19 protein-coding genes, 3 tRNA genes and 1 other RNA gene are annotated in these 23,961 nt (G+C 65.7%); 15 read left to right on the forward strand and 8 right to left on the reverse strand.

Annotation, left to right across the window (positions count from 1 at the left end):
* Window positions 1-2 precede the first annotated feature (2 nt).
* Complete coding sequence (def, locus tag C2847_RS10670) at window positions 3-578, forward strand: peptide deformylase (RefSeq protein WP_105318334.1); 576 nt, start codon at window positions 3-5, stop codon at window positions 576-578.
* On the forward strand, window positions 575-1,489 hold the full coding sequence (fmt, locus tag C2847_RS10675) for a methionyl-tRNA formyltransferase (protein ID WP_105318335.1): 915 nt from the start codon (window positions 575-577) through the stop codon (window positions 1,487-1,489). The genes def and fmt overlap by 4 nt, the downstream gene beginning before the upstream one ends.
* A 145-nt stretch (window positions 1,490-1,634) precedes the next feature.
* On the opposite strand, the gene C2847_RS10680 is transcribed toward fmt, so the two are convergent.
* Both C2847_RS10680 and C2847_RS10685 read right to left on the reverse strand, forming a co-directional pair.
* The gene (locus C2847_RS10680) at window positions 1,635-3,338 is read right to left on the reverse strand and encodes a hypothetical protein (protein WP_105318336.1); all 1,704 of its coding nucleotides are present in this window, start codon (window positions 3,336-3,338) and stop codon (window positions 1,635-1,637) included.
* On the reverse strand, window positions 3,335-3,946 hold the full coding sequence (locus tag C2847_RS10685) for a hypothetical protein (RefSeq protein WP_105318337.1): 612 nt from the start codon (window positions 3,944-3,946) through the stop codon (window positions 3,335-3,337). Before C2847_RS10685 ends, C2847_RS10680 begins: the two co-directional genes overlap by 4 nt.
* Window positions 3,947-4,025: 79 nt before the next feature.
* Between C2847_RS10685 and C2847_RS10690 the strand changes: the two genes are divergently transcribed.
* The 6 genes from C2847_RS10690 to C2847_RS10715 all read left to right on the forward strand — a co-directional run bounded on the left by C2847_RS10690 (window position 4,026) and on the right by C2847_RS10715 (window position 8,204).
* Window positions 4,026-4,099 (forward strand) — tRNA-Gln (locus C2847_RS10690).
* A 6-nt stretch (window positions 4,100-4,105) separates the two neighbouring features.
* Window positions 4,106-4,180, forward strand: a tRNA-Glu gene (locus tag C2847_RS10695).
* 21 nt (window positions 4,181-4,201) lie between these two features.
* Window positions 4,202-4,277: transfer RNA gene (locus C2847_RS10700), tRNA-Glu, on the forward strand.
* A gap of 132 nt (window positions 4,278-4,409) precedes the next feature.
* Entirely contained in the window at window positions 4,410-5,384 is a 975-nt protein-coding gene (gene trxB / locus C2847_RS10705; protein WP_105318338.1) for a thioredoxin-disulfide reductase, read from the forward strand.
* Window positions 5,385-5,392: 8 nt separating this feature from the next.
* Complete coding sequence (locus tag C2847_RS10710) at window positions 5,393-6,616, forward strand: DUF4127 family protein (RefSeq protein ID WP_105318339.1); 1,224 nt, start codon at window positions 5,393-5,395, stop codon at window positions 6,614-6,616.
* Between the two features lie 7 nt (window positions 6,617-6,623).
* Window positions 6,624-8,204: an HD domain-containing phosphohydrolase gene (locus C2847_RS10715; RefSeq protein WP_105318340.1), complete on the forward strand. Its 1,581-nt coding sequence runs from the start codon at window positions 6,624-6,626 to the stop codon at window positions 8,202-8,204.
* 108 nt (window positions 8,205-8,312) lie between these two features.
* Here the strand turns inward: C2847_RS10715 and glmS are convergent, their stop codons facing one another.
* A complete protein-coding gene (glmS, locus tag C2847_RS10720) occupies window positions 8,313-10,127 on the reverse strand; it encodes a glutamine--fructose-6-phosphate transaminase (isomerizing) (RefSeq protein WP_105318341.1) in 1,815 nt (604 codons plus the stop codon).
* A 482-nt stretch (window positions 10,128-10,609) separates the two neighbouring features.
* On the opposite strand from glmS, the gene C2847_RS10730 reads away from it, so the two are divergent.
* Window positions 10,610-13,399, forward strand: coding sequence for an S-layer homology domain-containing protein (locus tag C2847_RS10730; protein WP_105318343.1), 2,790 nt, complete (start codon window positions 10,610-10,612; stop codon window positions 13,397-13,399).
* A 65-nt stretch (window positions 13,400-13,464) separates the two neighbouring features.
* Entirely contained in the window at window positions 13,465-15,465 is a 2,001-nt protein-coding gene (gene uvrB, locus C2847_RS10735; RefSeq protein WP_105318344.1) for an excinuclease ABC subunit UvrB, read from the forward strand.
* On the opposite strand, the gene C2847_RS10740 is transcribed toward uvrB, so the two are convergent.
* The 3 genes from C2847_RS10740 to C2847_RS10755 form a co-directional block, all read right to left on the reverse strand.
* Entirely contained in the window at window positions 15,462-16,577 is a 1,116-nt protein-coding gene (locus C2847_RS10740) for an E3 binding domain-containing protein (RefSeq protein WP_105318345.1), read from the reverse strand. The two genes, uvrB and C2847_RS10740, sit on opposite strands and share 4 nt — an antisense overlap.
* 315 nt (window positions 16,578-16,892) lie before the next feature.
* Window positions 16,893-17,663 (reverse strand): ABC transporter permease, encoded by a 771-nt coding sequence (locus tag C2847_RS10750; protein ID WP_105318346.1) that lies wholly within the window; start codon window positions 17,661-17,663, stop codon window positions 16,893-16,895.
* Entirely contained in the window at window positions 17,656-18,534 is an 879-nt protein-coding gene (locus C2847_RS10755; protein WP_105318347.1) for an ABC transporter ATP-binding protein, read from the reverse strand. The genes C2847_RS10750 and C2847_RS10755 overlap by 8 nt, the downstream gene beginning before the upstream one ends.
* A 19-nt stretch (window positions 18,535-18,553) precedes the next feature.
* Here C2847_RS10755 and ffs point away from each other — a divergent pair.
* Window positions 18,554-18,654, forward strand: an RNA gene (ffs, locus tag C2847_RS10760) — signal recognition particle sRNA small type.
* An 85-nt stretch (window positions 18,655-18,739) separates the two neighbouring features.
* On the opposite strand, the gene C2847_RS10765 is transcribed toward ffs, so the two are convergent.
* On the reverse strand, window positions 18,740-19,942 hold the full coding sequence (locus C2847_RS10765; RefSeq protein WP_105318348.1) for a CaiB/BaiF CoA transferase family protein: 1,203 nt from the start codon (window positions 19,940-19,942) through the stop codon (window positions 18,740-18,742).
* Window positions 19,943-19,986: 44 nt separating this feature from the next.
* On the opposite strand from C2847_RS10765, the gene C2847_RS10770 reads away from it, so the two are divergent.
* The 3 genes from C2847_RS10770 to C2847_RS10780 are packed head-to-tail and all read left to right on the forward strand — an operon-like array spanning window position 19,987 to window position 21,856.
* Entirely contained in the window at window positions 19,987-20,772 is a 786-nt protein-coding gene (locus C2847_RS10770; RefSeq protein WP_105318349.1) for a carbohydrate ABC transporter permease, read from the forward strand.
* Between the two features lie 31 nt (window positions 20,773-20,803).
* A complete protein-coding gene (locus C2847_RS10775) occupies window positions 20,804-21,334 on the forward strand; it encodes a hypothetical protein (protein ID WP_105318350.1) in 531 nt (176 codons plus the stop codon).
* Between the two features lie 9 nt (window positions 21,335-21,343).
* Window positions 21,344-21,856: a hypothetical protein gene (locus tag C2847_RS10780; RefSeq protein ID WP_105318351.1), complete on the forward strand. Its 513-nt coding sequence runs from the start codon at window positions 21,344-21,346 to the stop codon at window positions 21,854-21,856.
* On the opposite strand, the gene C2847_RS10785 is transcribed toward C2847_RS10780, so the two are convergent.
* Window positions 21,834-23,081, reverse strand: coding sequence for a replication-associated recombination protein A (locus C2847_RS10785; RefSeq protein ID WP_105318354.1), 1,248 nt, complete (start codon window positions 23,079-23,081; stop codon window positions 21,834-21,836). The two genes, C2847_RS10780 and C2847_RS10785, sit on opposite strands and share 23 nt — an antisense overlap.
* Window positions 23,082-23,118: 37 nt before the next feature.
* Here C2847_RS10785 and C2847_RS10790 point away from each other — a divergent pair, with 37 nt between their 5' ends.
* A complete protein-coding gene (locus C2847_RS10790) occupies window positions 23,119-23,802 on the forward strand; it encodes a nucleotidyl cyclase domain-containing protein (protein ID WP_105318352.1) in 684 nt (227 codons plus the stop codon).
* Window positions 23,803-23,961: the final 159 nt, after the last annotated feature.

The following is a 23,961-nucleotide window of genomic DNA, read 5'->3' on the forward strand; positions in this document are numbered from 1 at the left end:
GGATGATCTACCCCATACGCCTTTACGGGGACCCGGTGCTCCGCAAGCGGGCGCGGCCTGTGCAGGACTTTGGGGGCCTCAGGAAGCTTGCCGAGGACATGCTGGAGACCATGTTTGAGGCCCGGGGAGTGGGCCTGGCCGCACCCCAGATTGGGCTTTCCCAGCGCTTCTTTGTGGCGGTGGAGTACGCCGACGAGCCCGAGGGGGAGGAGAGGCCTCTCCGCGACCTAGCGCGCCGGATTTACGTGGTGGCCAACCCGGTGATCACCCACCGGGAGGGGGAGGTGGAGGGGCTGGAAGGCTGCCTCTCCCTCCCCGGCCTCTACGCCGAGGAGGTACCCCGGGCGGAGCGCATCCGCGTGGAATACCAGGACGAGGAGGGAAGGCCCCGAACCCTGGAGCTGGAGGGGTATATGGCCAGGGTCTTCCAGCACGAGATTGACCACCTAGACGGCATCCTCTTCTTCGAACGCCTGCCCAAGGCCAAGCGAGAAGCCTTCCTGGAGGAAAACCGGGCGGAGCTGGCCCGGATGCAAAAGGAGGCCAGGGCGCTTTTGAAGGAGCTTTCCCAGGGATGAGGGTGGCCTTCTTCGGCACGCCCGCCTGGGCGGTGCCGGTTTTGGATGCCCTAAACCGCCACCACCAGGTGGTCCTGGTGGTTACCCAGCCGGATAAGCCCAAGGGCCGGGGCCTGAAGCCCGCTCCCAGTCCGGTGGCGGAGTACGCCTTGGCCCACGGGCTTCCCCTTTTGAAGCCCGAACGCCTCAAGGGGAATCGGGAGTTTCTGGAAGCCTTTAAGGCCGTGGCCCCGGAGGGGGCGGTCACCGCCGCTTACGGCAAGATCCTTCCCAAGGAGCTTCTCGAGGTGCCCCCTTTTGGCTTCTTGAACCTGCATCCTTCCCTTCTTCCCAAATACCGCGGCCCAGCCCCCGTGCCCTGGGCCCTGATCCGGGGGGAGAAGGAAACCGGGGTAGCCATCATGAAGACGGAGGAAGGGCTGGACACCGGGCCCCTTTATGCCGTCTACCGCACGGCGATCGGCCCCGACGAGGACGCGGTGGCCCTTTCGGAGCGGCTTAGGGACAAGGGCATTGAGCTTCTCCTTTGGGTGCTGGAGAACCTTCCCCACCTCACCCCCACCCCCCAGGAGGGGGAGACCTCCTACGCCCCCCTCCTCACCAAGGAGGAGGGGCGTATCCGCTTCACCGAAAGCGCCCAGGCCATCTACAACCGCCACCGGGGGGTGCAGCCCTGGCCGGGGAGCTACTTCTTCCACGGGGGCAAGCGGGTGAAGGTCCTAAGGATGCGCCCCGAGCCCGGTGTGGGGGAGCCTGGGGTGGTGCAAAGGGTGGAGGGGGAAGGGGTCTTGGTGGGCACCGGGGAGGGGCTCATCCGGCTTGTGGAGGTGCAGCCTGAGGGCAAACGCCCCATGCCCGCCTCCGACTGGGCGCGGGGGTATGGGGTGGGACCAGGTACCCGGTTGGAATGAGGGGCTCTGCCGAGGCCAGTGGGGAAGGGCGCTGCCCACCCTCCGTGGCGGGGTGGCGCCATGTCCCTCATTTCCTCCGTTAGGTACTCCCGCGATAGGGCCTTTCCAGGGCCCCCACCCTGGCGCAAGCCAGGGTGGGGTGGCATTAGAACTCCTCGTCCCACTCCACGATGGTTTCGCTGGTGAGGGTGGTGGCGGGCCGCTCCACCGTGGGGGTTACCTCCGCCCCCCGCTCCTTGAGGAGGCCAAACTGGGCGGCGATGCCCCTAAGCCCAGCCGCGGCGAAGGCCACCACCAGGAAGGCGGAAAGCCCCCAGGCCAGGTAGGGAGCCAGGGCTTGGGCCACAGAGAGGTTGGCCAGAACCCCTAAAGCGGGCAGCCCACCGTATTCAGCCAGGATGGAACCCAGATAGGAAAGCCCCTCGGCTATGATAGGCAGAACCAGGAAAAAGAAGGCTAGTCCCAGGAGGTTCCAGTAGACGTTGCGTCCGCCGAAGGTGAGGCGGATTAAGTACAAGGGGAAGAAGGCCAAAGCTCCCGCCAGAAGGAAGAAGACCGCCCGGGGAATGCCCAAAAGCAGGAGCTGGGTTTGAACCTGGGCGGCGTGCCAGGGGCCGAGGGTCCCCCCCAGCAGCCGCTCTTCTATCTCTTGAATCTCCCCTAGAAGCACGGTGAAGTCCACCGTCCGCAGACCTACAGCGTTTTGCATGGCTAAAAAAAGGCGGTCAGTGCGTTCGGCTAGCTCGGGGGCGTAGGCCCCCACCACGGGGTAGATCTTAAGGCGGAAGCGGCTGTAGGCGTATCCTAGCTGAGCCCGGGCCCGCAGGTACTGGCCCGTCTCCGTGTAGAGCTGGGCCTGGGCCAGGCTGCTGCGCACTTCATCCAGAAGGTCCAGCCAGTTCACCAGGCTAGGGATGGCCAGCCGCTGTAGGGCCTCACCCACCTGCTGGCCCACCTTCGGGTCCAAGCGGAGGAGGCTGACTTCCTCCCGGATCTCCTGGGGCAGGGCGGGTTCCGCCAAGCGTACCTGGGTGGGGGATGGAGCAGGGGGTGGGGCCGAGGAGGCTTGGGTGGGGCTGGGTGTGGGTGCGGAAACGGTGGGGGCTGGGGGCTGAGGGGAGGCAGGGGATGGAGAAGGTGGAGGTGAAGGTGCGGAAGCCGCAAGGCTCTTACGCCAGGCGGCCACCTTTCCTTGGAGCGCCTGGACATCTGGCCGGGAGCTTTCCCCGCCCGAAATCTTGGCCAAGACCTGGACGAACTCCTGGGCTTTTAGGGTGCTTTGCAGGCTGTCCTGGATCACCAGGAAGCGGGCGTAGGCCCGGGCCAGGGCCAGGTAGGCCTGGGGGCGGGAGGTGGCGGCGAGGGCCCGGTTTAAGTCCTCAGCCATAAGCTGGAGGTAGGACGACTCCAAGCGGCGACGGGCCTCTTCTGGGGGGAGGTCCTGTACCCCTTGGACCCCTGTGGGGGACAGGTCCGTGGCCCGGGATAGGCGGGCCAGGTAGGCAGCCTTGTCCCCGCTTGGGGCCTGGAAGAAGCCGTCGTAAAGGGCCTTGCCCAGGAGGTGGCGCACCAGGAAGAGGCGGGCCTCGAGGTCCACCCGGCTTTGCCTAAGCACCGCCTGCCGGGCATCCTGGAGGTGCAGAAGGGTGGCGTCGCGCAACACGGGAGGAAGCCCGTCGCTTTCCTGGCGCAGAAGGCTTTGCACCCGGTCCAGGGCGGCAAGGGCCTGGGTGGGGTCTTCCAGGCGCACCTGCCTTAAGGCTTCCTCCACACGGTCGTAAACCTGGGGCAGGGGGGCGGCCAAAGCCAAAAGGCCGAGGAACAAGGCTAGGGCAGACCATCTTTTCATCCGCTGACCTCCGCTAGGGATATGAGCCGCCTCAGGGCGTGGAGTAGGCGGCCGATGTTGGCTTCCTTTCTGGCGAGAAGGCCGATGTATCCCTGGGCCAGGGGCCTTAAGGCCACGATTTCCCCCTCCAAAAGGGCATAGAAAACCCCGTAACCCTGACGCCTCAGGAGGGGGTAGGCCAGATCCAAGGGCACGGGGTCCCCGGAAAAAAGCTCCTCCTTACCGCTTTTTCCGGCCACCACCACCCCTGTTACCCCCTCCAGGCGGGCGAGCCTTCTGGCCAGTTGCTGGCGGGCTGAGGGATCCTCGAGGTCCACCGCCTCCAGGGGCAGCTCTTCTTCCTCGGCTTCGGAGGCCTCGGCTTCCGCCACCGGGAAAGGGGCTTGTTCCCTCCATTCCCGCACCAAGGCCTTGAGCTCCGGGGGCATCTCCTGGAAGGGAAGAAGGCGGCTCAGCTCGGGCCAGAGGGTTTCCTCTAGAAGGCGCGCCCACTCCGCTGGGGAGGTGGGCATCCTCTGAGCCAGGGTCCGCCTCACCAGGTTTCCCGCAGCCCGGGGGGAAATGTACTGGCTTAGAACTTGCAAAAGGCTTTCCTCGTGTGACGCCATAGGAGGACACCCTGGGGCTTGCCAATCTGCCCTTCAGAGTGTACCATAACCTCTGCCCGAGGGATCGGGCAAGTGCCGCTGGGGTGTCGTCTAACGGCAGGACAGCGGACTCTGGATCCGCCGGTCGTGGTTCGAGTCCACGCACCCCAGCCAAAACCTGGCCCCATCGACTAGTGGTTAGGTCACCGCCCTTTCAAGGCGGCGGCGGGGGTTCGAGTCCCCCTGGGGTCACCAGAAGCAGTCCGAGCCGCGCACGGCCCCATCGTCTAGAGGCCTAGGACACGGCCCTCTCAAGGCCGAGACGGGGGTTCGAATCCCCCTGGGGTCACCAGATGCGGCTCGGATTGCCTTTATACCGGGGCCGGATTTCCCTTGACGGGCGCCCCGGGCTTGGGGGAAACTGGATGGGCTATACCCCCACTGGGTATGTGGGGGTGTAACCTGGACGGAGGAGGAGGGATCCATGGAGTTCACCCTCACTGGGCTTGCGGGAAGCGGGGAAAAGGAGGAGCGGTACGACGTGGTCATCATCGGCGGGGGGCCTGCGGGCCTCACCGCGGGGATTTACGCCGGACGGGCCCAGCTCAAGACCGTCATCCTGGAAAAAGGCCTTCCCGGGGGGCAGATCGCCCAGACCGACGAGGTGGAAAACTACCCGGGCTTCCCCGAGGGCATCTCCGGGCCGGAGTTGGCCGGCCGCATGGTCCAGCAGGCGGAGAAGTTCGGCGCCAGGATCATCATGGACGAGGTCCTGGGCCTCGAGGCCCAGGACGGGGGCTTTCTGGTGCGGGGGTTTGAGCGCTCCTACTTTGGGCGCGCGGTCATCATCGCCACCGGGGCCAATCCCAGGAAGCTGGGGGTGCCTGGGGAGGAGAAGTTCTACGGCCGGGGGGTTTCCACCTGCGCCACCTGCGACGGTTTCTTCTACCGGGACAAGGAGGTAGTGGTGGTGGGCGGCGGGGATGCGGCCGTGGAGGAGGGGCTTTTCCTCACCAAGTTCGCCCGCAAAGTAACCCTCATCCATCGCCGGGACGAGCTAAGGGCCAACAAGGTGGCCCAGGCCCGGGCCTTCCAGAACCCCAAGATGCACTTCCTCTTTTCCCATATCGTCACCGAGGTCCTTGGGGAGGACCAGGTTACGGGGGTCAGGCTCAAAAACCTGAAGACGGGGGAGGAGTACGTCTACCCTACGGATGGGGTCTTTGTCTTCATCGGCCATGAGCCCAACACCTCCTTCCTCAAGGGGGTGGTGGAGCTCAGGCCTGACGGCTACGTGGCCGTGCGGGACGAGGTCTTCACCTCCGTTCCAGGCATCTTCGCCGCCGGGGATGTGGCCGACCCCATCTACCGCCAGCTCACCACCAGCGTGGGGGCGGGCACCCGGGCGGCCATGATGGCCGAGCGCTACCTGGCGGAGGCCCACGAGAAGGTGAGTTAGGGCTTAGGGTGCGGGGCCTGGGGCTTTTGGGGCTTTTTCTTTGGGGTTTGGGCCTGGCCCAAGCTTCCATCCTTTACCTTCCCCTGGACGACCGCCCTCCCAACTGGGCCCCTTGCACCTGGGGCTTGGTGGTTTGCCCGCCCAAGGAAGTCTACCGCGCCTTCTTGGGGGCGGATCTCTTTGCGCTTCGGGCTTGGCTCCTTTCCACTCCGGGAAAGGCGTTGGTGGCCAGCCTGGACGCCCTGGCCTATGGGGGTCTCCTGCAAAGCCGGCACCTGCCCCTTGCCCCAGAGGATGCCCTGGCCCGGCTTGGGCCCCTGCTCTCCTGGAGGGTGCGCCATGGGGGAGAGCTTCTCCTTTTCGGGGTGGTGCCCCGGTGGGATGCTACCTGGAGGCAAAGGAACTTGGCTGTGTTGCAGGCCTTGACCCCCTGGGCGAGACTCCCTCGAGTCTACCTAGAAGCGGTTTGGGACGACGCTTTAAGGAACTCCCCTGCCCCCAAAGAGGCCAAGACCCTTTCCTATCCCAGCCGCCCCGGAGCAGACGAGGCGGGACAGGTCCTTCTTCTAAGGGCCTCGAGGCCCGGCCTTAAGGTGGCGGTAGTCTACGAGGAGGAGTCCCTGGAGGGGCGTATCACACCCTATGAGGGCCTCCCCTTGCGGGATACGGTGACGGGGCTCCTCCAGAGCGCCTTTGCCCAAAGGGTTTCCCTGGAAGAGGGGCCCGACCTGGTCCTTTACGTGTACGGGGGCCGGAATCCCAGAGAGGCCACCCACGACCTGCTCCGCCTCATGCCTCGTTTTCCCGTGGCCCTGGCGGATCTTTCCCGGGTAAACCGGGGGGATCCCGGCCTCATGGCCTACCTTCAGGCCCTGGGACTTTACGCGCGGCTTGCTGCCTACGCCTCCTGGGGCACCCCGGCCAACAACCTGGGGAGCGCCCTGGCCCAGGGGGGGCTCTTCCTTAAGGACCCGGAGGGCCGCCTTGGGCGGCTCGCTGAGGCCTACTTCGCCTACTGGTGGGGGGAGGTGGGGCGCCCCTGGGTGCGTTCTCGTTTTTCCGATCCCCTGCCGGAGGGGGCTTCGGCGGTGAAGGGGCTCTGGCCCTACTTGGAGCTGGAGGGGCGTCGTGTGGAGCTTCGGCAGGTGGGGTTTCCCTGGGGGCGGTCGTTTGAGGCCTGGGGACTCCTGGAGGCCTCCCCGCTTCCCCGGGTGCCCGGGGTGGTAAAGTGACTCCGCGATGACCTCTGAAGCGTTGGAGCTGCGGCGCCTGGAGGCTTTGGCTCAGGCCTGGCGCCTGCTGGCCCCCTTAGAGCGCCCGGAGGAGGTCTATCAGGCGGTGGTGAAGACGGCCAAGGGGGCCACCCGGGCGGTTTCCGTCCTCTTCTTCCTCTACCGCAGGGAAGAGGGCGTCTTGGAGTTGGTGGCCGCCGAGGGGCCCTCCCGGCGACAGGTGGGGGTACGGCTTCCCCAGGGGCAAGGGGTTTCCTGGAAGGTGCTGGTGCAGGCCGAGCCCCTCTACATCCCCGACGTGAGCCAGGAGCCCCAGGCGGTCTTCCTTTCCGGCCTTCCCCAGCCAGGAGCCTACCTGGGGGTGGCCGTCCGGGACTCGGGCGGGACGCCCATAGGGGTGCTCTCCATGGACACCGTGGGGGGTGCAGGGGAGATCCTTCCCGAGGAACGCTTTTGGATCCAGGCCCTGGCGGAGGCGGCAGGGGTGGTCCTCTCCCGCATAGAGGCCTTAGAGCGCGCCCGGACGGAAGCGGAGCGGGCCCAGGCCCTTTTGGATCTTTCCCTGGCCCTGGAGAGCGCTCGGGAGCCCTTTTCTATGGCCAAAGACGCTCTGAACACCCTGCTCCGCCTAACCCCCTACCACGGGGGGGCGCTATACCTCTTCCAGGAGGGGACGGTGCGTCCGGTGGTGATCTCCGGACGCTACCCCCCAGGGTTTCCCCGGCTTTACGAGGAACACCCCATCCGCTTCGGGGAGGGGCTTCTGGGCCACCCCCGGCTTTGGGAGGGGCCGGTGTACGTGGAGGACTACGCCCGCTTTCCTGGGGCTCTGAAGCCCTTTGCGGAAAGCGGCCTCCGGTCGGCCCTCTTGGTTCCCTTGAGACCGGAGGGGCGGCGGTACGGGGTTTTAGCCTTGGGTTCGTTTGGGGAGAGGGTGCCTTACCGCCCGGAGGATGAGGGGGTATTGAAGCTGGTGGCTAAGCGGCTGGAGGAGGCCTTGGAGCGCCTTTTCCAGCTGCACGCCCTGCGGGTCACCCGGGAGGCGGCCTTGAAGGCCCTCTCCCGGGTCTTGGAATACCGGGACTTGGAGACCAAAGGGCACACGGAGCGGGTGGCGGAGCTCTCCGTGCGGCTGGGCAAGGCCCTGGGCTTCCCGGACCTCGAGGCCCTCCGCCTGGGCGCCTACTTCCACGACCTGGGCAAGCTGGCCTTGCCCGACGAGATCCTGCGCAAGCCCGCGGCCCTTTCCACCGGGGAGTGGCACCTGGTGAAGACCCATCCGGAGGTGGGTCTGGAGATCCTGAAAAGCCTGCCCTTTCTGCCGCAGGTGACCCTCAACGTGGTCCTTTACCACCACGAGCGTTGGGACGGCTCGGGCTACCCTAGGGGCCTCAAAGGGGAGGCGATCCCTCTGGAGGCCCGCATTTTTGCCGTGGTGGACGTGTACGATGCCCTTCTTTCCGAGCGGCCCTATAAGCGGGCCTGGACCCCAGAGGAGGCCCAAAAGGAACTCCGGGCCCAGGCGGGCAAGAGCCTGGACCCGGAGGTGGTGGAGGCCTTCTTGAGGCTGCTGCGTGACCATGCGTGAAACTTGCCCCATAGGCAAGGGTGGATGGGGCTTGCCCATGGTTTTTTGGGCTTCCCCGTTATGGCGCAAGCCACAACGGGGAAGGGTAGCCTTCTGGAAGGCCCGCCCTCACTCCACGGTGACGCTCTTGGCCAGGTTCCTGGGCTGGTCCACGTCCCGCCCCAGGAGGACGGCAATCTCGTAGGCCAGAAGCTGCAGGGGCACCACGCTCACCATGGGGGCAAGCAGGGGGTGGACCTCGGGGAGGTAAATCACGTCCTGGGCCAGCTTCCGAATCTCTTCGTCTCCTTCGGTGGCGATGGCGATCACCTTGCCGCCCCGGGCCCGCACCTCCTGGATGTTGGAGAGGGTCTTCTCGTAAAGGGGCCCCTGGGTGGCCAGGACCACCACCGGCAGGTGCTCGTCAATGAGGGCGATGGGCCCGTGCTTCATCTCCCCGGCGGGGTAGGCCTCCGCGTGGATGTAGCTGATCTCCTTGAGCTTCAAGGCTCCCTCATAGGCGGTGGGGGCTTGCACGTGCCGGCCCAGGAAGAGGAAGTCCTGGGCTTGGTGGTACTTCTCCGCCAGATGCGCGATGAGGGGACGTTTTTCTAGGACTTCCTCCACCAGCCGGGGGAGCTTGCGCATTTCCTTAAGGAGGCGCTGGGCTTCTTCCTTACCAAGGGTCCCTCTCCTTCGGCCAAAGTGGATGGCCAGCATGGCCATGGCCGCCAGCATGGCCATGTAGGCCTTGGTGGAGGCCACCCCGATTTCGGGGCCCGCATGGATGTAGAGCACGTCCTCCACCTCCCGGGTGATGCTGGAGCCCTTGGCGTTGATGATCCCCAGGGTCCTGGCCCCCTTGGCCTTGGCCTCCCTCAGGCCCTCCAGGGTATCTATGGTTTCCCCCGACTGGCTGATGGCGATGGCCAGGGTCCTTTCGTCCACCACGGGGTCCCGGTAGCGGTACTCGCTGGCCACGTCCCACTCCGTGGGGATGCGGGCCAGGGCTTCCAGGAGGTACTTGCCGTACCAGCCGGCGTAGGCGGCGGTGCCGCAGGCGATCACGTGGATGCGGTCGACGGCCAGGGGGTCCAGGCCAAGGCCGAGCTCCACATCCCCTTCCTCCTCCTTAAGCCGTCCCCCCAGGGTGTTTTCCAGCACCCAGGGTTGCTCGTAGATCTCCTTGAGCATGTAGTGGGGGAAGCCCCCCTTCTCGGCGGCCTCGAGGGTCCAGTCGATCTCCACCGCCTCCCGCTTTAGAGGGTTGCCCTGGAGGTCGGTGACCTCCACCCCCTCCCGGCGGATGCGGGCCAGGTCCCCATCGTGCAGGAAGATGACCCGGCGGGTGTAGGGAAGGAGGGCGGGCACGTCCGAGGCCAAAAAGTTTTCCCCCTCCCCCAGGCCGATCACCAGGGGGCTTACCGTGCGGGCGGCCACAATCTCCTGGTGGTCCTCGTGCGCCACCACCACCGCATAGGCTCCCCGCACCTCCTTCAGGGCTTCCCTCAGGGCCTGGAAAAGGTCCCCCTGGTACTTCTCCTCTATGAGGTGCGCCAGGACCTCGCTGTCGGTTTCCGAGGCGAAGCGGTGCCCCCGCGCCCTTAGGGCCTCCTTAAGCTCCAGGTAGTTCTCGATGATCCCGTTGTGGATGACGGCGATCCTGCCGTCCTCCGTGGTGTGGGGGTGGGCGTTGGGGTCCGTGGGGGCCCCGTGGGTGGCCCAGCGGGTATGGCCGATGCCCAAAGGCCCCTCCAAGTGCTCCTCCTTAAGGGCCTTTTCCAGGGCGGAAAGCTTCCCCGAGCGCTTCACCACCCTAAGCCCTTCCGGCGTCCTCACCGCCACCCCGGCGGAGTCGTATCCCCGGTACTCCAGCCTCCTAAGGCCATCTATGAGCACATCCGTGGTGTTCCGAAAACCGATATAGCCTACGATCCCACACATATACCGTCCTTTGGGGTGGCCAGGCCTTTGGCCACCCAGAACCTCCCATCCTTTCGCCCTGCCCCGTGGTTGTCCCTAAAGAGGGCTTTCCCTTGGGGCTTTTCTCAGGCGGGCGGGGCGGGCACACCCCGGGCGGCATCCGCGGATTCCTCGACCTTTCCCGGCCTTGGCCGGTTATCCCTTTGCAGGGTCCGCCACCTCGTCAGGCCCCTTGGGCCCCCTGCGCTTCCCGCCTTCCTCCTAGCCTTGGCTTGCTGGCTTTCCCCTTCCTCCCACCCCCTTCCTTCGGCGGAGTATAGCAAAACCTTAAGGCCAAAGGCTTGACAAGGCTCGGGTGAGGCTTTTATGATACCAGCGGACGCAAGGCGAAAGCTCTCTGTGAGAGGCCGGATCTTGCGTCCCGGAAGGCGCCCTTTGGGGAGGAAACGCGGCAACTCGCCCAAAGCGGAGCTTCCGAAACCCTAAAGGGGGTGTAAGGAAGTATGAAGAAAAGGCTAGTCATGCTACTGGCGGGGCTTTTGACCGTGCTCTCCATGGGCTTCGGTCTAGCCCAGTTCTCCGACGTGCCCGCTGGGCACTGGGCCAAGGAGGCCGTGGAGGCCCTGGCGGCCAAGGGTATCATTGTGGGCTTCCCCGACGGCACCTACCGGGGGAACGAGACCCTCACCCGCTACCAGGCCGCCCTCATCATCTACCGCCTCCTGCAGCAGATTGAGGAGGAGATGAAGGCCAGGGGTGAGTCCCCCACCATGGAGGCCATGTCCTCCGAGGACCTCGAGGCCCTGAAGAACGCCGTGCAGGAGCTGGCCGCTGAGCTGGCCGCCTTGGGCGTGCGGGTCTCCGCCCTCGAGGACAGCGCCGCCACCAAGGAGGACATCGCCCGCCTCGAGGCCCTGATCGAGGAGCTGAAGGCCCAGCCTATGCCCGAGCCCGGCATGGACCAGGCCGCCCTCCAGGACCTGGCCGACCGGGTGGAGGCCGCCTCCATCGCCGCCGACACCGCCTTGGCCCAGGCCCAGCAGCTGGCCGAGCAGCTGGATGCCCTGGCCCAGGATGTGGAGGGGGTGAAGGGGGACGTGGCGGCCCTGGGCACCCAGGTGGAGGCCAACGCCCAGGCCATCCAGGCCCTTAATGAACTCGCCGTCCTCCTCAACCAGGACGTGCTGGCCCTGCAGGACCGGGTGACCGCCCTGGAGAAGGGCCTGGCTGACCTGCAGAGGATTGATTTTGAGCAGTTCGCCTCCAAGGAGGACGTGGCCGCGGTGCAGGAGTTCGCCGCTGCCCTCCGCTCCGACCTGGTGGGCCTCTCCGAGAAGGTGTCCAAGCTCGAGGGTCAGGTGGCGGAGCTCTCCAAGGTGCGGTACTCCGTCAAGGGCTCCCTCTCGGCCACTTACGGCACGGTGGTGACCAACACCGGGAACAACTTTGACATCGACCGCCTCTTCCCCAACGCTTTCTCTACCGGTGTATTTGGTTCTGCCACTTCTAACGTGCAGAGGGGGGACAGCAACCAGGGCAACATCTCCTACGGTGGAGCCAGCCTCTCCTTTGGCATCAAGAACACCGCTCCCAGTGCCCAGGGCGTGGCGGTTTCCGAGGCCAGCGCCAACTTGTTGGTTGACGCCTTTACCTCTTCCTTCTCAGGTACGCCCACCATTTACTTCAACGGAGCTAGTGTTAAGGGCACCGTGGATGGGCAACCTTTCAGCGTGGCCTATAGCCGCAAGAACAGCGCCTTCAAGTTCAACTATTATCTCTTTGCCAACGACAACGACACCGAGACCGTCAACCCTCGCCAGGGTATGGTGGCGAATTTCAGCGCCAGCAAGTTCCCCTTGGCGCCGGAGTTCACCATCGTAGCTGGGGTTGCGGGCACCACGGTTAGCGATAGTAACCCCGCCTTGAATGGCAACTACTTCGGTGTGCGCACGGCCTTGAAGCCCTTCTCCGGGCTTAACCTGGCCCTGAACTACGCCACCAACCTGGGCAATAAGTCCGCTATCGGTGTGGATGGAGGGCTTGAGCTGGGTCCGGTGAACCTTTCTGCCCTCTGGGTTTCCTCCCAGGCCCCTGGCGCTCCGGTGGCCAACTTCTTTGATAACACCCTTTCCAATTGGGCTTACTACGTCCAGGGGGAGGGCAAGCTCGGGCCGGTGAGCCTTTCCGCCAATTACCATGCGGTGGATCCCCTGTACAGCGATGGTAAGGCGGGGATGTCGGAGAACGAGGACACCGACTACTACGCCGGGGTCAAGGCCGGCGCGCCCTATGGGGCAAATACCCGGGGCTTCGGTATCGGGGCTTCTGCCAGCCTAGGACCTGTGGCCATCAAGGGGTACCTCGAGTCCGAGGGGAACTACAACTTGGCTCCCGGGAGTGTTTATGATGCCTGGGGTCTGGCTGCTACCCTGGGTAGCTTCCGCGGCTTCAGCTTGACGGGCTTCTACAACGCTGCATACACAGGAGGCACGGGCTACCTGAGCTTTACCACCGCAAGCGATGCCATCAACCCTGGTGTCAATTACTACTACACCATCGAGAACAACAAGTACTCCTCCAGCTGGGGTGTGCGGGTAAGCCACGATGGTAAGGCTCAGGATGCCCTCATCCCCACCCTGAACTTCACTGCCCAGTACGCCAACTTCTACGTGTCTGGCTTTAGCGACATCCAGGTCTACGCCAACCTGAGCCAGCCCTTCAAGCTGGCCTTCCTCAGCCTGAACCCAGGCTTCCGCTACCATAGCTTTACTGGCGGTGCGGCGGCCAACACGGGTGATTACGCCACCTTGAAGGGCGGCATCCAGGTCAGCACCGATCCCCTACTCTTCGGTCTGGCCCTGGAGGGAGCTGCCTCCTACCGTCAGACCGACTACGTGGGTAACGGGTCTGTGGTGACGAGTGCCACTCAGGCCAAGGAGCTCTACTGGCGGGCTGGGGTAAAGATCAGCGATTTCCTGGCGCCCAAGCTCAACTTCAGCGTGGCCTACGCCCACTACGAGGGGGATCAGCTGGCTGGGGCGGGTCTGCCGGTGGTGGGTAGCGGCAACCAAGCCTTCAACTTCGCTCGGGATCGCATCTACCGTAGCCCGGACCCCATCGCGGCTCCGTGGCTGGCTACGCCGGGCACCCAGGCTGGGCAGCTGGAGGGCTTCTACCTTGAGGCCAAGTACTACAACCTGACCGTGGCCTACGGTGAGTTCGCCCTTGGCCCGCTTGGTTCCTTCACCAACTACGGCCGCGGCTTTAAGATCTCCTACAGCGTGGACTTCTAAGCGGGCTAGTCTTAGTCCTGCTGGGCCCCCGCCCTAAGGGCGGGGGCCTTTGCTATGGTGGAGGTATGCCCTTCCGCTACCAGGGGCCCAACCCCAAAGGGGACCAGCCCAAGGCCATCCGGGAGCTTTTGGAGGCCCTTAGGGATGGGGAGCGCTTCGTCACCCTCCTCGGGGCCACGGGGACGGGGAAGACGGTGACCATGGCCAAGGTAATCGAGGCCCTGGGGAGGCCCGCCTTGGTCCTGGCCCCCAACAAGATATTGGCGGCCCAGCTGGCCGCGGAGTTCCGGGAGCTTTTCCCGGAGAACGCCGTGGAGTACTTCATCAGCTACTACGACTACTACCAGCCCGAGGCCTACGTGCCGGGGAAGGACCTCTACATTGAGAAGGACGCCTCCATTAACCCGGAGATTGAGCGTTTGCGGCACTCCACCACCCGAAGCCTCCTCACCCGGCGGGACGTGATCGTGGTGGCCTCGGTCTCCGCCATCTACGGCCTCGGGGACCCCCGGGAGTACCGGCAAAGGAACCTGGTGGTGGAAAAGGGGGCCTATTACCCCCGGGAGGCCCTTTTGCAGAGGCTTTTGGAGCTGGGGTACACCCGGAACGATATCGATCTCTCCCCGGGCCGGTTCCGGGCCAGGGGGGAGGTGTTGGAGATCTTCCCCGCCTACGAGACCGAGCCCCTGCGGGTGGAGCTATGGGGGGACGAGGTGGAGCGCATCCTACAGGTGCACCCCATTACGGGGGAGAGGCTTAGGGAGCTTCCCGGCTTCGTGCTCTTCCCGGCCACCCACTACCTTTCCCCGGAAGGGCTGGAGGAGATCCTGAAGGAGATTGAGGAAGAGCTATGGGAAAGGGTCCGCTACTTTGAGGAAAGGGGGGAGGTGCTCTATGCAGAGCGCCTTAAGGAGCGCACCCTTTACGACCTGGAGATGCTCCGGGTCATGGGCACCTGCCCGGGGGTGGAGAACTACGCCCGCTACTTCACCGGAAAGGCCCCGGGGGAGCCCCCCTACACCCTTTTGGACTACTTCCCCGAGGACTTCCTGGTCTTCCTGGACGAGTCCCACGTGACCGTGCCCCAGCTTCAGGGGATGTACCGGGGGGACTATGTGCGCAAGAAGACCCTGGTGGACTATGGCTTCCGCCTGCCCAGCGCCCTGGACAACCGCCCCCTTCGCTTTGAGGAGTTTTTGGAGAGGGTGTCCCAGGTGGTCTTCGTCTCCGCCACCCCGGGGCCCTTTGAGCTTCAGCACTCGGGGCTCGTGGTGGAGCAGATCATCCGCCCCACGGGGCTTCTGGATCCCCTGGTGGTGGTGAAGCCCACGGAGAACCAGATTCTGGACCTCATGGAGGGGATCCGGGAGCGGGCGAATAGGGGGGAAAGGACCCTGGTCACCGTCTTAACCGTACGTATGGCGGAGGAGCTCACCGCCTTCTTGCAGGAGCACGGGGTACGGGCCCGCTACCTGCACCACGAGCTGGACGCCTTTGAGCGCCAGGCCCTGATCCGGGACCTGCGCCTGGGGCACTTTGACGCCCTGGTGGGGATCAACCTCCTGAGGGAGGGCCTGGACATCCCCGAGGTTTCCCTGGTGGCCATCCTGGATGCGGACAAGACGGGTTTCCTAAGGAGCGAACGGAGCCTCATCCAGACCATCGGCCGGGCGGCGAGGAACGCTAGGGGGGAGGTCTGGCTTTACGCGGATGGGGTTTCCGAGGCCATGGAGCGGGCCATTCGGGAGACGAACCGCAGGCGGGCCCTCCAGGAGGCCTACAACCGGGAGCACGGCATCGTCCCGGAGACCGTGCGCAAGGAGGTTAGGGCCATCATCCGCCCCGAGGAGTACGGGGATAAGGTTCCTGGGGAAGCCTGGGAGGGGGAGGACCTGAAGGAGCGGATCGCCGAGCTGGAGCTAGCCATGTGGCGGGCGGCGGAGGCTTTGGACTTCGAGCGGGCGGCGAGGCTAAGGGATGAGCTACGAGCCCTCGAGGCCCGCCTGCAGGGGCTGAAGGCCCCTGAGCCTGTGCCGGGGAGCCGCAGGAAGCGGCGGCGCCGCTAGGCCAAAAGGAGCACGGGGTTTTCCAGGTAAAGGGCGACTCTTTCCAGAAGCTTCCGGGCGATGGGGGCCTCGAGGCCCGAGGCGGCAAGCACCCCCTCCTGGGAGAGGAAAAGGCTCGGGCGGCCGGAGTGTACCTCCTCCTCCCCCGCGAAGCAAAGAAGCCCCTCCCCTTCCTCCCCCTCCTGCTGGCGGAAGAGGGCGAGGAAGCCGCCCATGGGCCTTACGCCCCGCACCGCTTCCCCTGCCACCTGGCCCAAGAGGGGCCTTAGGGGAAGCTCCAGCTCCGCCAGGGCCTTCTCCGCCGCCTTCAGCAGGAAGGGAAGGGGGTTATGGGGCACCCCGTAGGCTTGGTGGAAGGCTTCCAAGGCTGCCTCCAGCCTCCCGGGGTCAAACCGTAGCCGCTGCACCCGCAAGAGGAAAGGAGGAGGAACCGGGGCAGCGGTGAGGCCCGGGGCCGGGCTGGGCGGAGGAACGGGGGCAGCTGGGGGCGGAGGTTCTGGGGCAGGGAGCGCTTCCTCCAGGGCCTCTAGGGGTTCCGGGGTAGGGGCTTCCTGGGTTTCGCCAAGGAGGAGGTCTTCCTCCAGCTCCAGCCCCTCCGGTTCAGGGGGAAGCGTTTCCTCCTCGTCGGGAAGAAGGAGCTCCTCAAGTTCCTCCTCTACGGGCTCGGGGAGGAGGGTTTTCCCTTCCTCCGGCCCGGAGAGGGAAGGGGCTTGGTCTTCCCGGGCGGGTTCCTTGGCCAGGAGGAGGTCCTCCTCCAGGTCTAGGTCCAGGTCCTCCAGGAGGGCGGGCTCGAGGTCCAGCTCCTCCTCGGCCACCTCCTCCACCGCCAGGGTGGGGGCCTTGGGCGGGGTGGGGAGGACGTCTTCCAGGTCCACCCCTTCCCGGTCCAGGACTTCCTGGACCCGTTTCAGCTCCTCTTCCGGGGGCAGGGGCGGGGCCTCTTCCGGCGTGGGGGGCAGGTCCACCTCCCCGGCCATCACCTTGGCCAGGAAGGCGAGGATGTCCCGTTCCACGATGGTGCCATCGGGGCCGGTGCCCTGGAGCCTGCGCCAGGCTATGCCGTTTTCCTCGGCAAGACGCCGGGCCAAGGGCGTGATCTTGGGTTCTGCCATCTTGGCCCTATGATAACAAAGTGGAAGCCGCTTTCGCTCAACTCCTGGTGGGGTACTGCCTCGGTCGGCCCGAAGGGCTACCTCGTGGCCCAGGAAGGGGAGACCATTTTGGTGGAGGCGGAGGCCCCGGCCCTTCCCCTCCTGCCCCACTTGAAAAGGGCCTTCCTGAAACGGGGGGTTACCCTGTTTTCCGCATAGGAAGCGCTGGTCCCTCACCCTTTACCCCACGGTGGGTTACGCGGTGGGGGCGGGGATGGGGACGGCGGAGTTCGTGGAGCAAGGGCGCTTCGTGGGCGTTTCTGAACCCCATCCCTTCTAGAGGTCCTTGCGTTCAAAAACCAAGGCCGCCAGGAGGGCAAAGCCCAGGGTGTAGATGAGGAGGAGGGGCAGGCCAAGCCCCGCCGCGTTGGGCCTTAAGTGGAGGTCCAGGTAGGTGGTGAGGAGGAAGGGGGTAAGGGTGGGGAAGGCCACCAGGAGGCGCATGAGAAGCAAGGTGGCCACCGCCGCCAGGGCGCTTGCCGTGGTGGAGAGGAAGACCGTGGCGTAGAGGAGGGCTAAGGCGGCGAGGGGCAGCAGGACGATCCCCGCCAGGAGGTGGGCGGAAAGGAGTTGGCCAAGGGCCTCTTGGGCGCTCAGAAAGCCTACCCCGGCGAACCCTCCTGCCCCAAGCCCCGTGCCCCCGTAGAACCCTCCTAGCCCATGGGGCAGGCCTGCCAGGAGGCTTCCCAGGAAGCTTGCCGAAAGGAGGACGAAGGGATAGAGGAGGGCAGAGAGGAGCTTGGCCAGGATCAGCCGGGTCCGGGGGAGGGGGTGGAGGAGGAGGCTTTTCAAGGTGCCTTGAGCCACCTCGCTTCCCAAGGACTCGCTGGCCGCCATCATCACCAGAAAGGGAAAGAGGAACTCCATCCCCGCCATCAGGCTTAGGGAAACCACCTGCCAGCCCGAGGCCAGGACTAGGCCGTACGCTTCTTTAAGCCCCGGGGCCAGGGCCCACAGGAAGGGAAGAAGGAAGGCGGCCAGAAGCCCAAGCTGCACCGAGCGCAGGCGGAAGAGCTTGTAGAGCTCAAAGACCAGAAGCCTAAGCATGCTTCACCCTCTCCTGGTAGTAGAGCTTTAGGTCAAAGCCTTGGGGATGGAGGGCCTTCACCCGGTAGCCCTCCCTAAGGAGGGCTCCTAAGGCGGCCTCCACCTCGCCCTCAAAGAGGATGGCCTGGCCTTGGATCCTGGCCGAGGCCACCTGGGGCAGGGTCTTCAGGAGGGCCAGGGCGCCTTCCAGGGGCTCGGCCTCGAGGCGGTAGGCTTTCCGCCCCTCCAGGACCACCTCGTCCAAAAGCCTGCCCCCTCCCAGGATGCCCACCTTGTGGGCGTAGCGGCTTACCTCCTCGAGGTGGTGGGTGGAGAGCAGGACTGCCACGCCTTCCCGGGCCATTTCCTGCAAGAGGCCATGGACCAGCTCCACTCCCTCGGGGTCCAGACCGCTGGTGGGCTCATCCAGGACCAAAACCTTGGGCCGGTGCAGGATGGCTGCCGCCAGGCCCAGGCGCTGGCGTTGTCCCAGGGAGTAGCTCCCCACCTTCTGGTCGGCCACGGCGAGGAGCCTTAAGCGAGCCAGCACCTCCGTGATTCGGTCTTCCTCCTTCACCCCAGCCAGGTAGGCCCGCATCCTGAGGTTCTCCCGGCCCGTAAGGTAGGGATAGAAGGCGGCTGGAGCCTCCACCACCGCCCCCAGGTGGCGCCGGGCTTGGGGGTTTTGGTGCACGTCCTCGCCCAGGAGGAGGGCCCTTCCCTCGCTGGGAAAGGCCAGGCCGGTGACCAGGCGGATCAGGGTGGTCTTCCCCGAGCCGTTGGGTCCCGCCAGGGCGTAGACCTCCCCGGGGTGCACGGAGAGGTTTATCTTCTCCAGGATGGGCTTGCGCCCGTAGCGCTTGCCCAGGCCCTCTAGCCTTAGGGCTTCCATGGGTGCTATACTACCCAAGCCCCCGGTCCAGCGCGACGGTCCGGGCGTGAACCGGGTCAGGTCCGGAAGGAAGCAGCCCTAAGCGCCACGGGTCGGGTGCCGCTGGGGCGCCGGGGGCAGTTATCCACAAGGTTATCCACAGGCCAAAAGAACCCGTGAATAGCGGACCCAGGGGCAAAAGGGGCCTTGGGGACGAGGATTTTCCTCACTGCCTTTCCTTGGCCTGGATGCGGACCACACCCTTTTCCACAAGCCGGGCCACCTCCTCCGGCGTATAGCCTGCTTCCCTCAGCACCGCCTGCGCGTGCTCCCCCAACAGGGGCGGGGGCAGGGAGGGGCTTGCCGGGGTGCGGGACAGGAAGCGCAAAGGGTTCGCCAGGGTGGGCAGGGCTTCCAAAAGGGGGTGGGGAAGGGTCCAGATGGCCGCCCGGGCCTGGGCCTGGGGGTCTTGGAAGGCTTCGGCCAGGTCGTTCACCGGAGCGGCGGGGATGCCCTTCTCCCTGAACCTTTCCAGCCAGTGGGCCCGAGGTCGGGTCTTGAGCACCTTGGAAATAGCCTCCATCACTTCCTTTCTTGCCTCCACCCTCTCTGCATTGGTGGGAAACCGCGCCAGGAGGTCCGGCAGGCCCAGGACCTGGCAGAGCCTGGCGAACTGCTCGTCGTTCCCCACTGCCAAAACCAGCCAGCCGTCCGCCGCGGGAAAGGCCCCGTAGGGCACGATCTGGGCGTGGGCGTTGCCCAGGCGCCCCGGGGGTTTGCCCGTGAGGAGGTAGCTTTCCCCCAGGTTGGCCAGGGCGAAGAGGCCCACGTCAAAGAGGGAAAGGTCGATGTGCTGGCCCAGGCCGCTTTTTTCCCGCTCGTAAAGGGCGGAAAGCACCGCCACCGCCCCCATCATGCCCGTCATCACGTCGATCCAGGCCACCCCCACCTTCATGGGGGGGCCTTCTGGCTCCCCGGTCACGGACATGATGCCGGTGTAGCCCTGCAAGGCAGCGTCGTACCCGGGTTCTTGGGCCCTGGGTCCCGTGTGGCCGAAGCCGGTGATGGAGAGGTAGACCAGGCGGGGGTTAAGCTCCTTCAGGCTTTCATAGTCCAGGCCGTAGCGCCTCAGGTCCCCGGTTTTGAAGTTTTCCACCAGGACATCGGCCCTTTGGGCGAGCCTGCGCACCACCTCCTGGCCCTCGAGGGTCTTGAGGTCCAAGGCCAAGCTCTTCTTGCCCCGGTTCACGGAGAGGAAATAGGCGCTCTCCCCCTTCACAAAAGGGGGTCCCCAGCCCCGGGTCTCGTCCCCCCAAGGGGGTTCCACCTTGACCACCTCCGCCCCCAGGTCGGCCAGGATCATGGTGCAAAGGGGCCCTGCTAGGACCCGGGAGAGGTCCAGGACCTTGATGCCGGAGAGAGGTGGCATGGAAGCATCATAAGGCCCAGGCCCCTGTGGGGTATATTGGGCACGTGAGCCGGGCTTTGGGGCATCTTCTGGTCTTTTTGGTCTTGCTTTTCGCTCTCCTTCCCTTTCTATGGATGGCTTACGCCGCTTTCATGCCCAAGGAAGCGGTGTACTCCGGGGAGCTTTTCTCCAAGGTGGGCTTTAGCCTTGAGAACGTGCGGGGCCTGGCGAAAGAAGGGTTTTGGGGCCGGCTTTTCTTCTCCCTGGGGCTTTCCTCGGGGGTGGTCTTCCTTCAGCTCCTCACCGCCCTCTTGGCTGCCTATGCCATAAGGGCGGGGTTTGGGCTTCTGCCCTTTTACCTGGTGCTGATGGCCATACCCGCCGAGCTTCTTCTGGTCCCCCTCTATGGCATCCTCAAAGGGCTTTCCCTCCTGGACACCTTCTGGGCCCTGCTCCTTCCCTTCGCCGCCAGCCCCTTCGTCATCTACCTGGTCTACCAGGCCATGCGGGCGGTGCCCGAGGAGCTTTTGGAGGCAGCCCGGCTGGACGGGGCGGGGCACCGGGTGCTCCTCTTCCGCATCCTCTTTCCCCTGGTGCGGCCTACCTTGGTGGCCGCGGGCGTCCTGGCCTTCGCCGCCCATTGGAACCTGGTGCTCTACCCCAGGGTGATGGTTTCCGACCCCAGGTTTTGGACCCTGCAGACCTGGCTCACCGATCTGCAGCGCAAGTACCCCACGGACTGGGGCCTGCTCTCGGCGGCGGCCCTTTTCTCGGTGCTGCCCATCGCCCTCCTCTACCTGGCCTTTGAACGGCGGGTGGTGGCCACCTTTGAGGAGGGGCTTAAGGGTTAAGGCGCTACAATCAGGCCAAGGGGGTGAAAACGTGAGGGCGTACCTGCTGGCCCTGGCGGTTTTCCTTTCCGGGTGCCTGCCGGTGGCGGTCTTGCGGAGTCCGGAGCCGGTTTCCGGGCGGAGCCTGGCCTTCGGTCTTAGCGCCTTGGGCGGGGAAGGGGGCGCGTTTTTGATCCCCTACGCCGCCTACGCCCAGGGGGATGGTCAGACCGAGTACAACCTTTCCGTGCAGCTGGGGCTACGGGGCGGGGTCAAGCAGGCCCTAGCCCCCGGCCTCTCCTTGGACCTCGGCCTCACCTTGCCTCCGTTCCTGGGCGGGGACGGGGTGCCCCTGGCGGTGGACGCGGGCCTCCTGGTGGGCCTGGGGGGTTTTTACCTCTCCCCTCGGGTACACTGGCTGGGGTTCACCTCCCAGGAGCTGAACGTGTCCGGCTTCCTTTACCAGGGCACCTTGGGCTATGCCGGCGAGGGGTTCTTGGGCGAGGTGGGGGTGCTCTTCAATCCGCGGGCGGGCGGGTCAGGGGCTGCCCTCTTCAGCCTTTCCGCAGCGGTCCGGCTTTAGGGGGGAACCATGAGGTGGGCCTTGCTTGCGGGCTTGGTTTTCTTCTCGGCCTGCGTGCCCACGGCCGTGCTCCAGCCTCCTGAGCCGGTTCGAGGGGAGCGTTTCACCCTGGGGGGTAGTCTTTTCCCCGCCCCTGTAAGTAGCCCCTACCCGGTCTGGGGCTTGCCCTATCTGGGCTACGCCGTGGGGGATGGGCAGAAGGAGTTTAGCCTGAGCTTTCAGCTTCCCCTCCGCCTGGGGGCAAAGGTACGGTTGGCGGAGGGCCTGAGCTTGGATGGGGGTGTATCCCTCTGGGTGGACCTCGGCCAAGGAGGGGTCAGCGGGGCTTCCGCCGATGCAGGCCTCCTCCTGCGGGTGGGGGAGGGTTTTTACCTCTCGCCCCGGTTGCAGGTTACGCCTTGGGCGTCCTTGGCCCCCCAGCTCACCCTGGGCTACTGGGGGGAGGGGGTGGCCGTGGAAGGAGGGTATGGTCCCATGGGACCGTACCTGGCCCTTGGCTTCAGCTTCCAAAACGCTCCCTGAGGGCCCTTAGCCTCTCCCGAACCCGCTCTTCCCACCCCTCCCCCGTGGCCTCAAAGAGGCGGAGCCCCTCGAGGCCCTCGGGCAGGTAGTCCTGGGCGAAGCTCCCTTCCTTGTCCTCGTGGTAGTAGGCGTAGCCCCGGCCGTGGCCCAGGGCCTTGGCCAGGCCGGTGGGGGCGTTCCGCAGGTGGAGGGGCACGGGGGCCTCAGGGTGGGCCTTGGCCGCCGCTTCTGCCTTTTGCCAGGCGACGTATACGCTGTTGGACTTGGGGGCCAAGGCCAGGTAAACCGTGGCCTCCACCAGGGCCAGCTCCCCTTCCGGGCTTCCCAGGGCCTCGTAGGCTTCCTTGGCCGCCACCGCCAGGCGCAGGGCCAGGGGGTCGGCGAGGCCCACATCCTCCACCGCCACCCGGATGAGGCGTCGGGCCAGGTAAAGGGGGTCGGCCCCGGCCTTAAGAAGCCTGGCCAGATAGTAGAGGCTTGCGTCCACGTGGCTTCCCCTGAGGCTTTTGTGCAGGGCGGAGACCAGGTCGTAAAACAGGTCCCCTCCCCGGTCCATGGCAAAACGTTCAGCTCCCAGGGCCTCCCTCACGCTCCCCTTGTCCACCCGGCCCAAGGAGGCAGCCAGTTCCAGGGTGTTGAGGGCAAAGCGGGCGTCGCCTCCGGCAGCCTGGGCCAGGAGGCGGAGGGCCTCCTCCTCAAAAGGGGTTTCCGGGAGGCCCCTGGGGTCCGTGAGGGCCTTCTTGAGGAGGGCGAGGAGGTCCTCCTCGGAAAGGGGCCTTAGGGGAAAGAAGCGGAGGCGGGAGCGGAGGGCAGGGGTGAGCTCAAAGGCTGGGTTTTCCGCGGTGGCGCCCACGAGGGTGAGGAGGCCCGATTCCAGGTGAGGCAGGAGGGCGTCCTGCTGAGCTTTGTTGAAGCGGTGCACCTCGTCCAGGAAGAGGACTAGGCCCCCCTCCTTCCTGGCCCTTTCCACCACCGCCCTTACCTCCTTAACCCCGGCCTCCACCGCGGAAAGCCTTAGGAAGGGCTTGCCCACCCCTTCCGCCAGGATCTGGGCCAAGGTGGTCTTGCCCGTGCCGGGGGGGCCGAAGAGGACCATGGAGGAAAGCCTTTTCGCCTCCAGCATCCGCCTTAAAAGCCCTTTGGGCCCCGTGAGGTGGGGCTGGCCCAGGACCTCGTCCAGGCTTCTGGGACGGAGGCGTTCGGAGAGGGGCTCCATCCCCCTCATGGTAAGCGAGGGGGGACGTGGTAGGCTGGGGGCGAGCATGCGCTGGCTGTTCCTTCTGCCCTGGGCCCTCTTTCTCTTGGGCTTATCGCCCCTGGCCCTTTGGGAGCCCCTGGGCCAGGTGGAGCGGGGCCTGGGGCTTCTCCTCATGGCCTTGGCGCTGGCCGCGGTGGCCAGCCTGTATTCCCGCTTTCCCGTGGCCTATGGGGTGCAGGCGTTTTTGGTGGCGGGTTTGGGGCTCCTGGCCTTTCAGGTGGCTTTGGATAGCGCCCTTCTGATCACCGGGGCGGAGGCTTCGGGGTTTGCGGCCTTGGGCGGTTTCCTAGGGGTTTTGGCCCTAGGGGCAGCCTTTTTCTTGGGCACGGGGAAGGAGGCCCCGCTTTTGCCCGCTTTGGAGGGGGTAGGGGGGCGGGAGGACCTCTTGCGCCTGGCAGGGGCCCTCGAGGGCCTAGCCCTGAGGCGGCCCCTCGTCTTGGTGTACCTCTCCACCTCCGCGCCCCCTGAGCGGCTCCAAGGGGAACTCCGCCGGGGGGACCTGGCCTTCCGGCTGGAGGGGGGGTACCTTCTCGTGCTCCAGGGAAGCCGTCCCGAGGACGCGGCCGGGCTTTTGCGGCGCCTTAGGGAGCGGTTTCCCCTCTCGGCCTATGCGGTGGAGCGCTGGCAAGGGGGGAGCCTAGAAAGCGTGCTGGCCCGCCTCGAGGCGGAGGCCCTCCTCCAGTCCTGAGGCCGGGGTGTGGCTTTTAACAGCTACACCACCTTCGGGGTGTACGGGTTTTCCCTTTACCTTGCTCCTGAGACGCCCGTCCCCCCTTACCCTTAGCCTCAAGGAGGTTCGCCATGGAGCAGGCCAAGGAGATTAGCCAGGCGTGGCAGGAGGCCCTGG

Source organism: Thermus tenuipuniceus, from assembly GCF_002964845.1.
GTDB classification, from domain to species: Bacteria; Deinococcota; Deinococci; order Deinococcales; family Thermaceae; genus Thermus; species Thermus tenuipuniceus.

Bases quoted from the DNA above. Each gene is read 5' to 3' on its own strand.
- def (WP_105318334.1), top strand. From the start codon at position 3: ATGATCTACCCCATACGCCTTTACGGGGACCCGGTGCTCCGCAAGCGG.
- fmt (WP_105318335.1), top strand. From the start codon at position 575: ATGAGGGTGGCCTTCTTCGGCACGCCCGCCTGGGCGGTGCCGGTTTTG.
- C2847_RS10680 (WP_105318336.1), bottom strand. From the start codon at position 3,338: ATGAAAAGATGGTCTGCCCTAGCCTTGTTCCTCGGCCTTTTGGCTTTG.
- C2847_RS10685 (WP_105318337.1), bottom strand. From the start codon at position 3,946: ATGGCGTCACACGAGGAAAGCCTTTTGCAAGTTCTAAGCCAGTACATT.
- trxB (WP_105318338.1), top strand. From the start codon at position 4,410: ATGGAGTTCACCCTCACTGGGCTTGCGGGAAGCGGGGAAAAGGAGGAG.
- C2847_RS10715 (WP_105318340.1), top strand. From the start codon at position 6,624: ATGACCTCTGAAGCGTTGGAGCTGCGGCGCCTGGAGGCTTTGGCTCAG.
- glmS (WP_105318341.1), bottom strand. From the start codon at position 10,127: ATGTGTGGGATCGTAGGCTATATCGGTTTTCGGAACACCACGGATGTG.
- C2847_RS10730 (WP_105318343.1), top strand. From the start codon at position 10,610: ATGAAGAAAAGGCTAGTCATGCTACTGGCGGGGCTTTTGACCGTGCTC.
- uvrB (WP_105318344.1), top strand. From the start codon at position 13,465: ATGCCCTTCCGCTACCAGGGGCCCAACCCCAAAGGGGACCAGCCCAAG.
- C2847_RS10740 (WP_105318345.1), bottom strand. From the start codon at position 16,577: ATGGCAGAACCCAAGATCACGCCCTTGGCCCGGCGTCTTGCCGAGGAA.
- C2847_RS10750 (WP_105318346.1), bottom strand. From the start codon at position 17,663: ATGCTTAGGCTTCTGGTCTTTGAGCTCTACAAGCTCTTCCGCCTGCGC.
- C2847_RS10755 (WP_105318347.1), bottom strand. From the start codon at position 18,534: ATGGAAGCCCTAAGGCTAGAGGGCCTGGGCAAGCGCTACGGGCGCAAG.
- C2847_RS10765 (WP_105318348.1), bottom strand. From the start codon at position 19,942: ATGCCACCTCTCTCCGGCATCAAGGTCCTGGACCTCTCCCGGGTCCTA.
- C2847_RS10780 (WP_105318351.1), top strand. From the start codon at position 21,344: ATGAGGTGGGCCTTGCTTGCGGGCTTGGTTTTCTTCTCGGCCTGCGTG.
- C2847_RS10785 (WP_105318354.1), bottom strand. From the start codon at position 23,081: ATGAGGGGGATGGAGCCCCTCTCCGAACGCCTCCGTCCCAGAAGCCTG.
- C2847_RS10790 (WP_105318352.1), top strand. From the start codon at position 23,119: ATGCGCTGGCTGTTCCTTCTGCCCTGGGCCCTCTTTCTCTTGGGCTTA.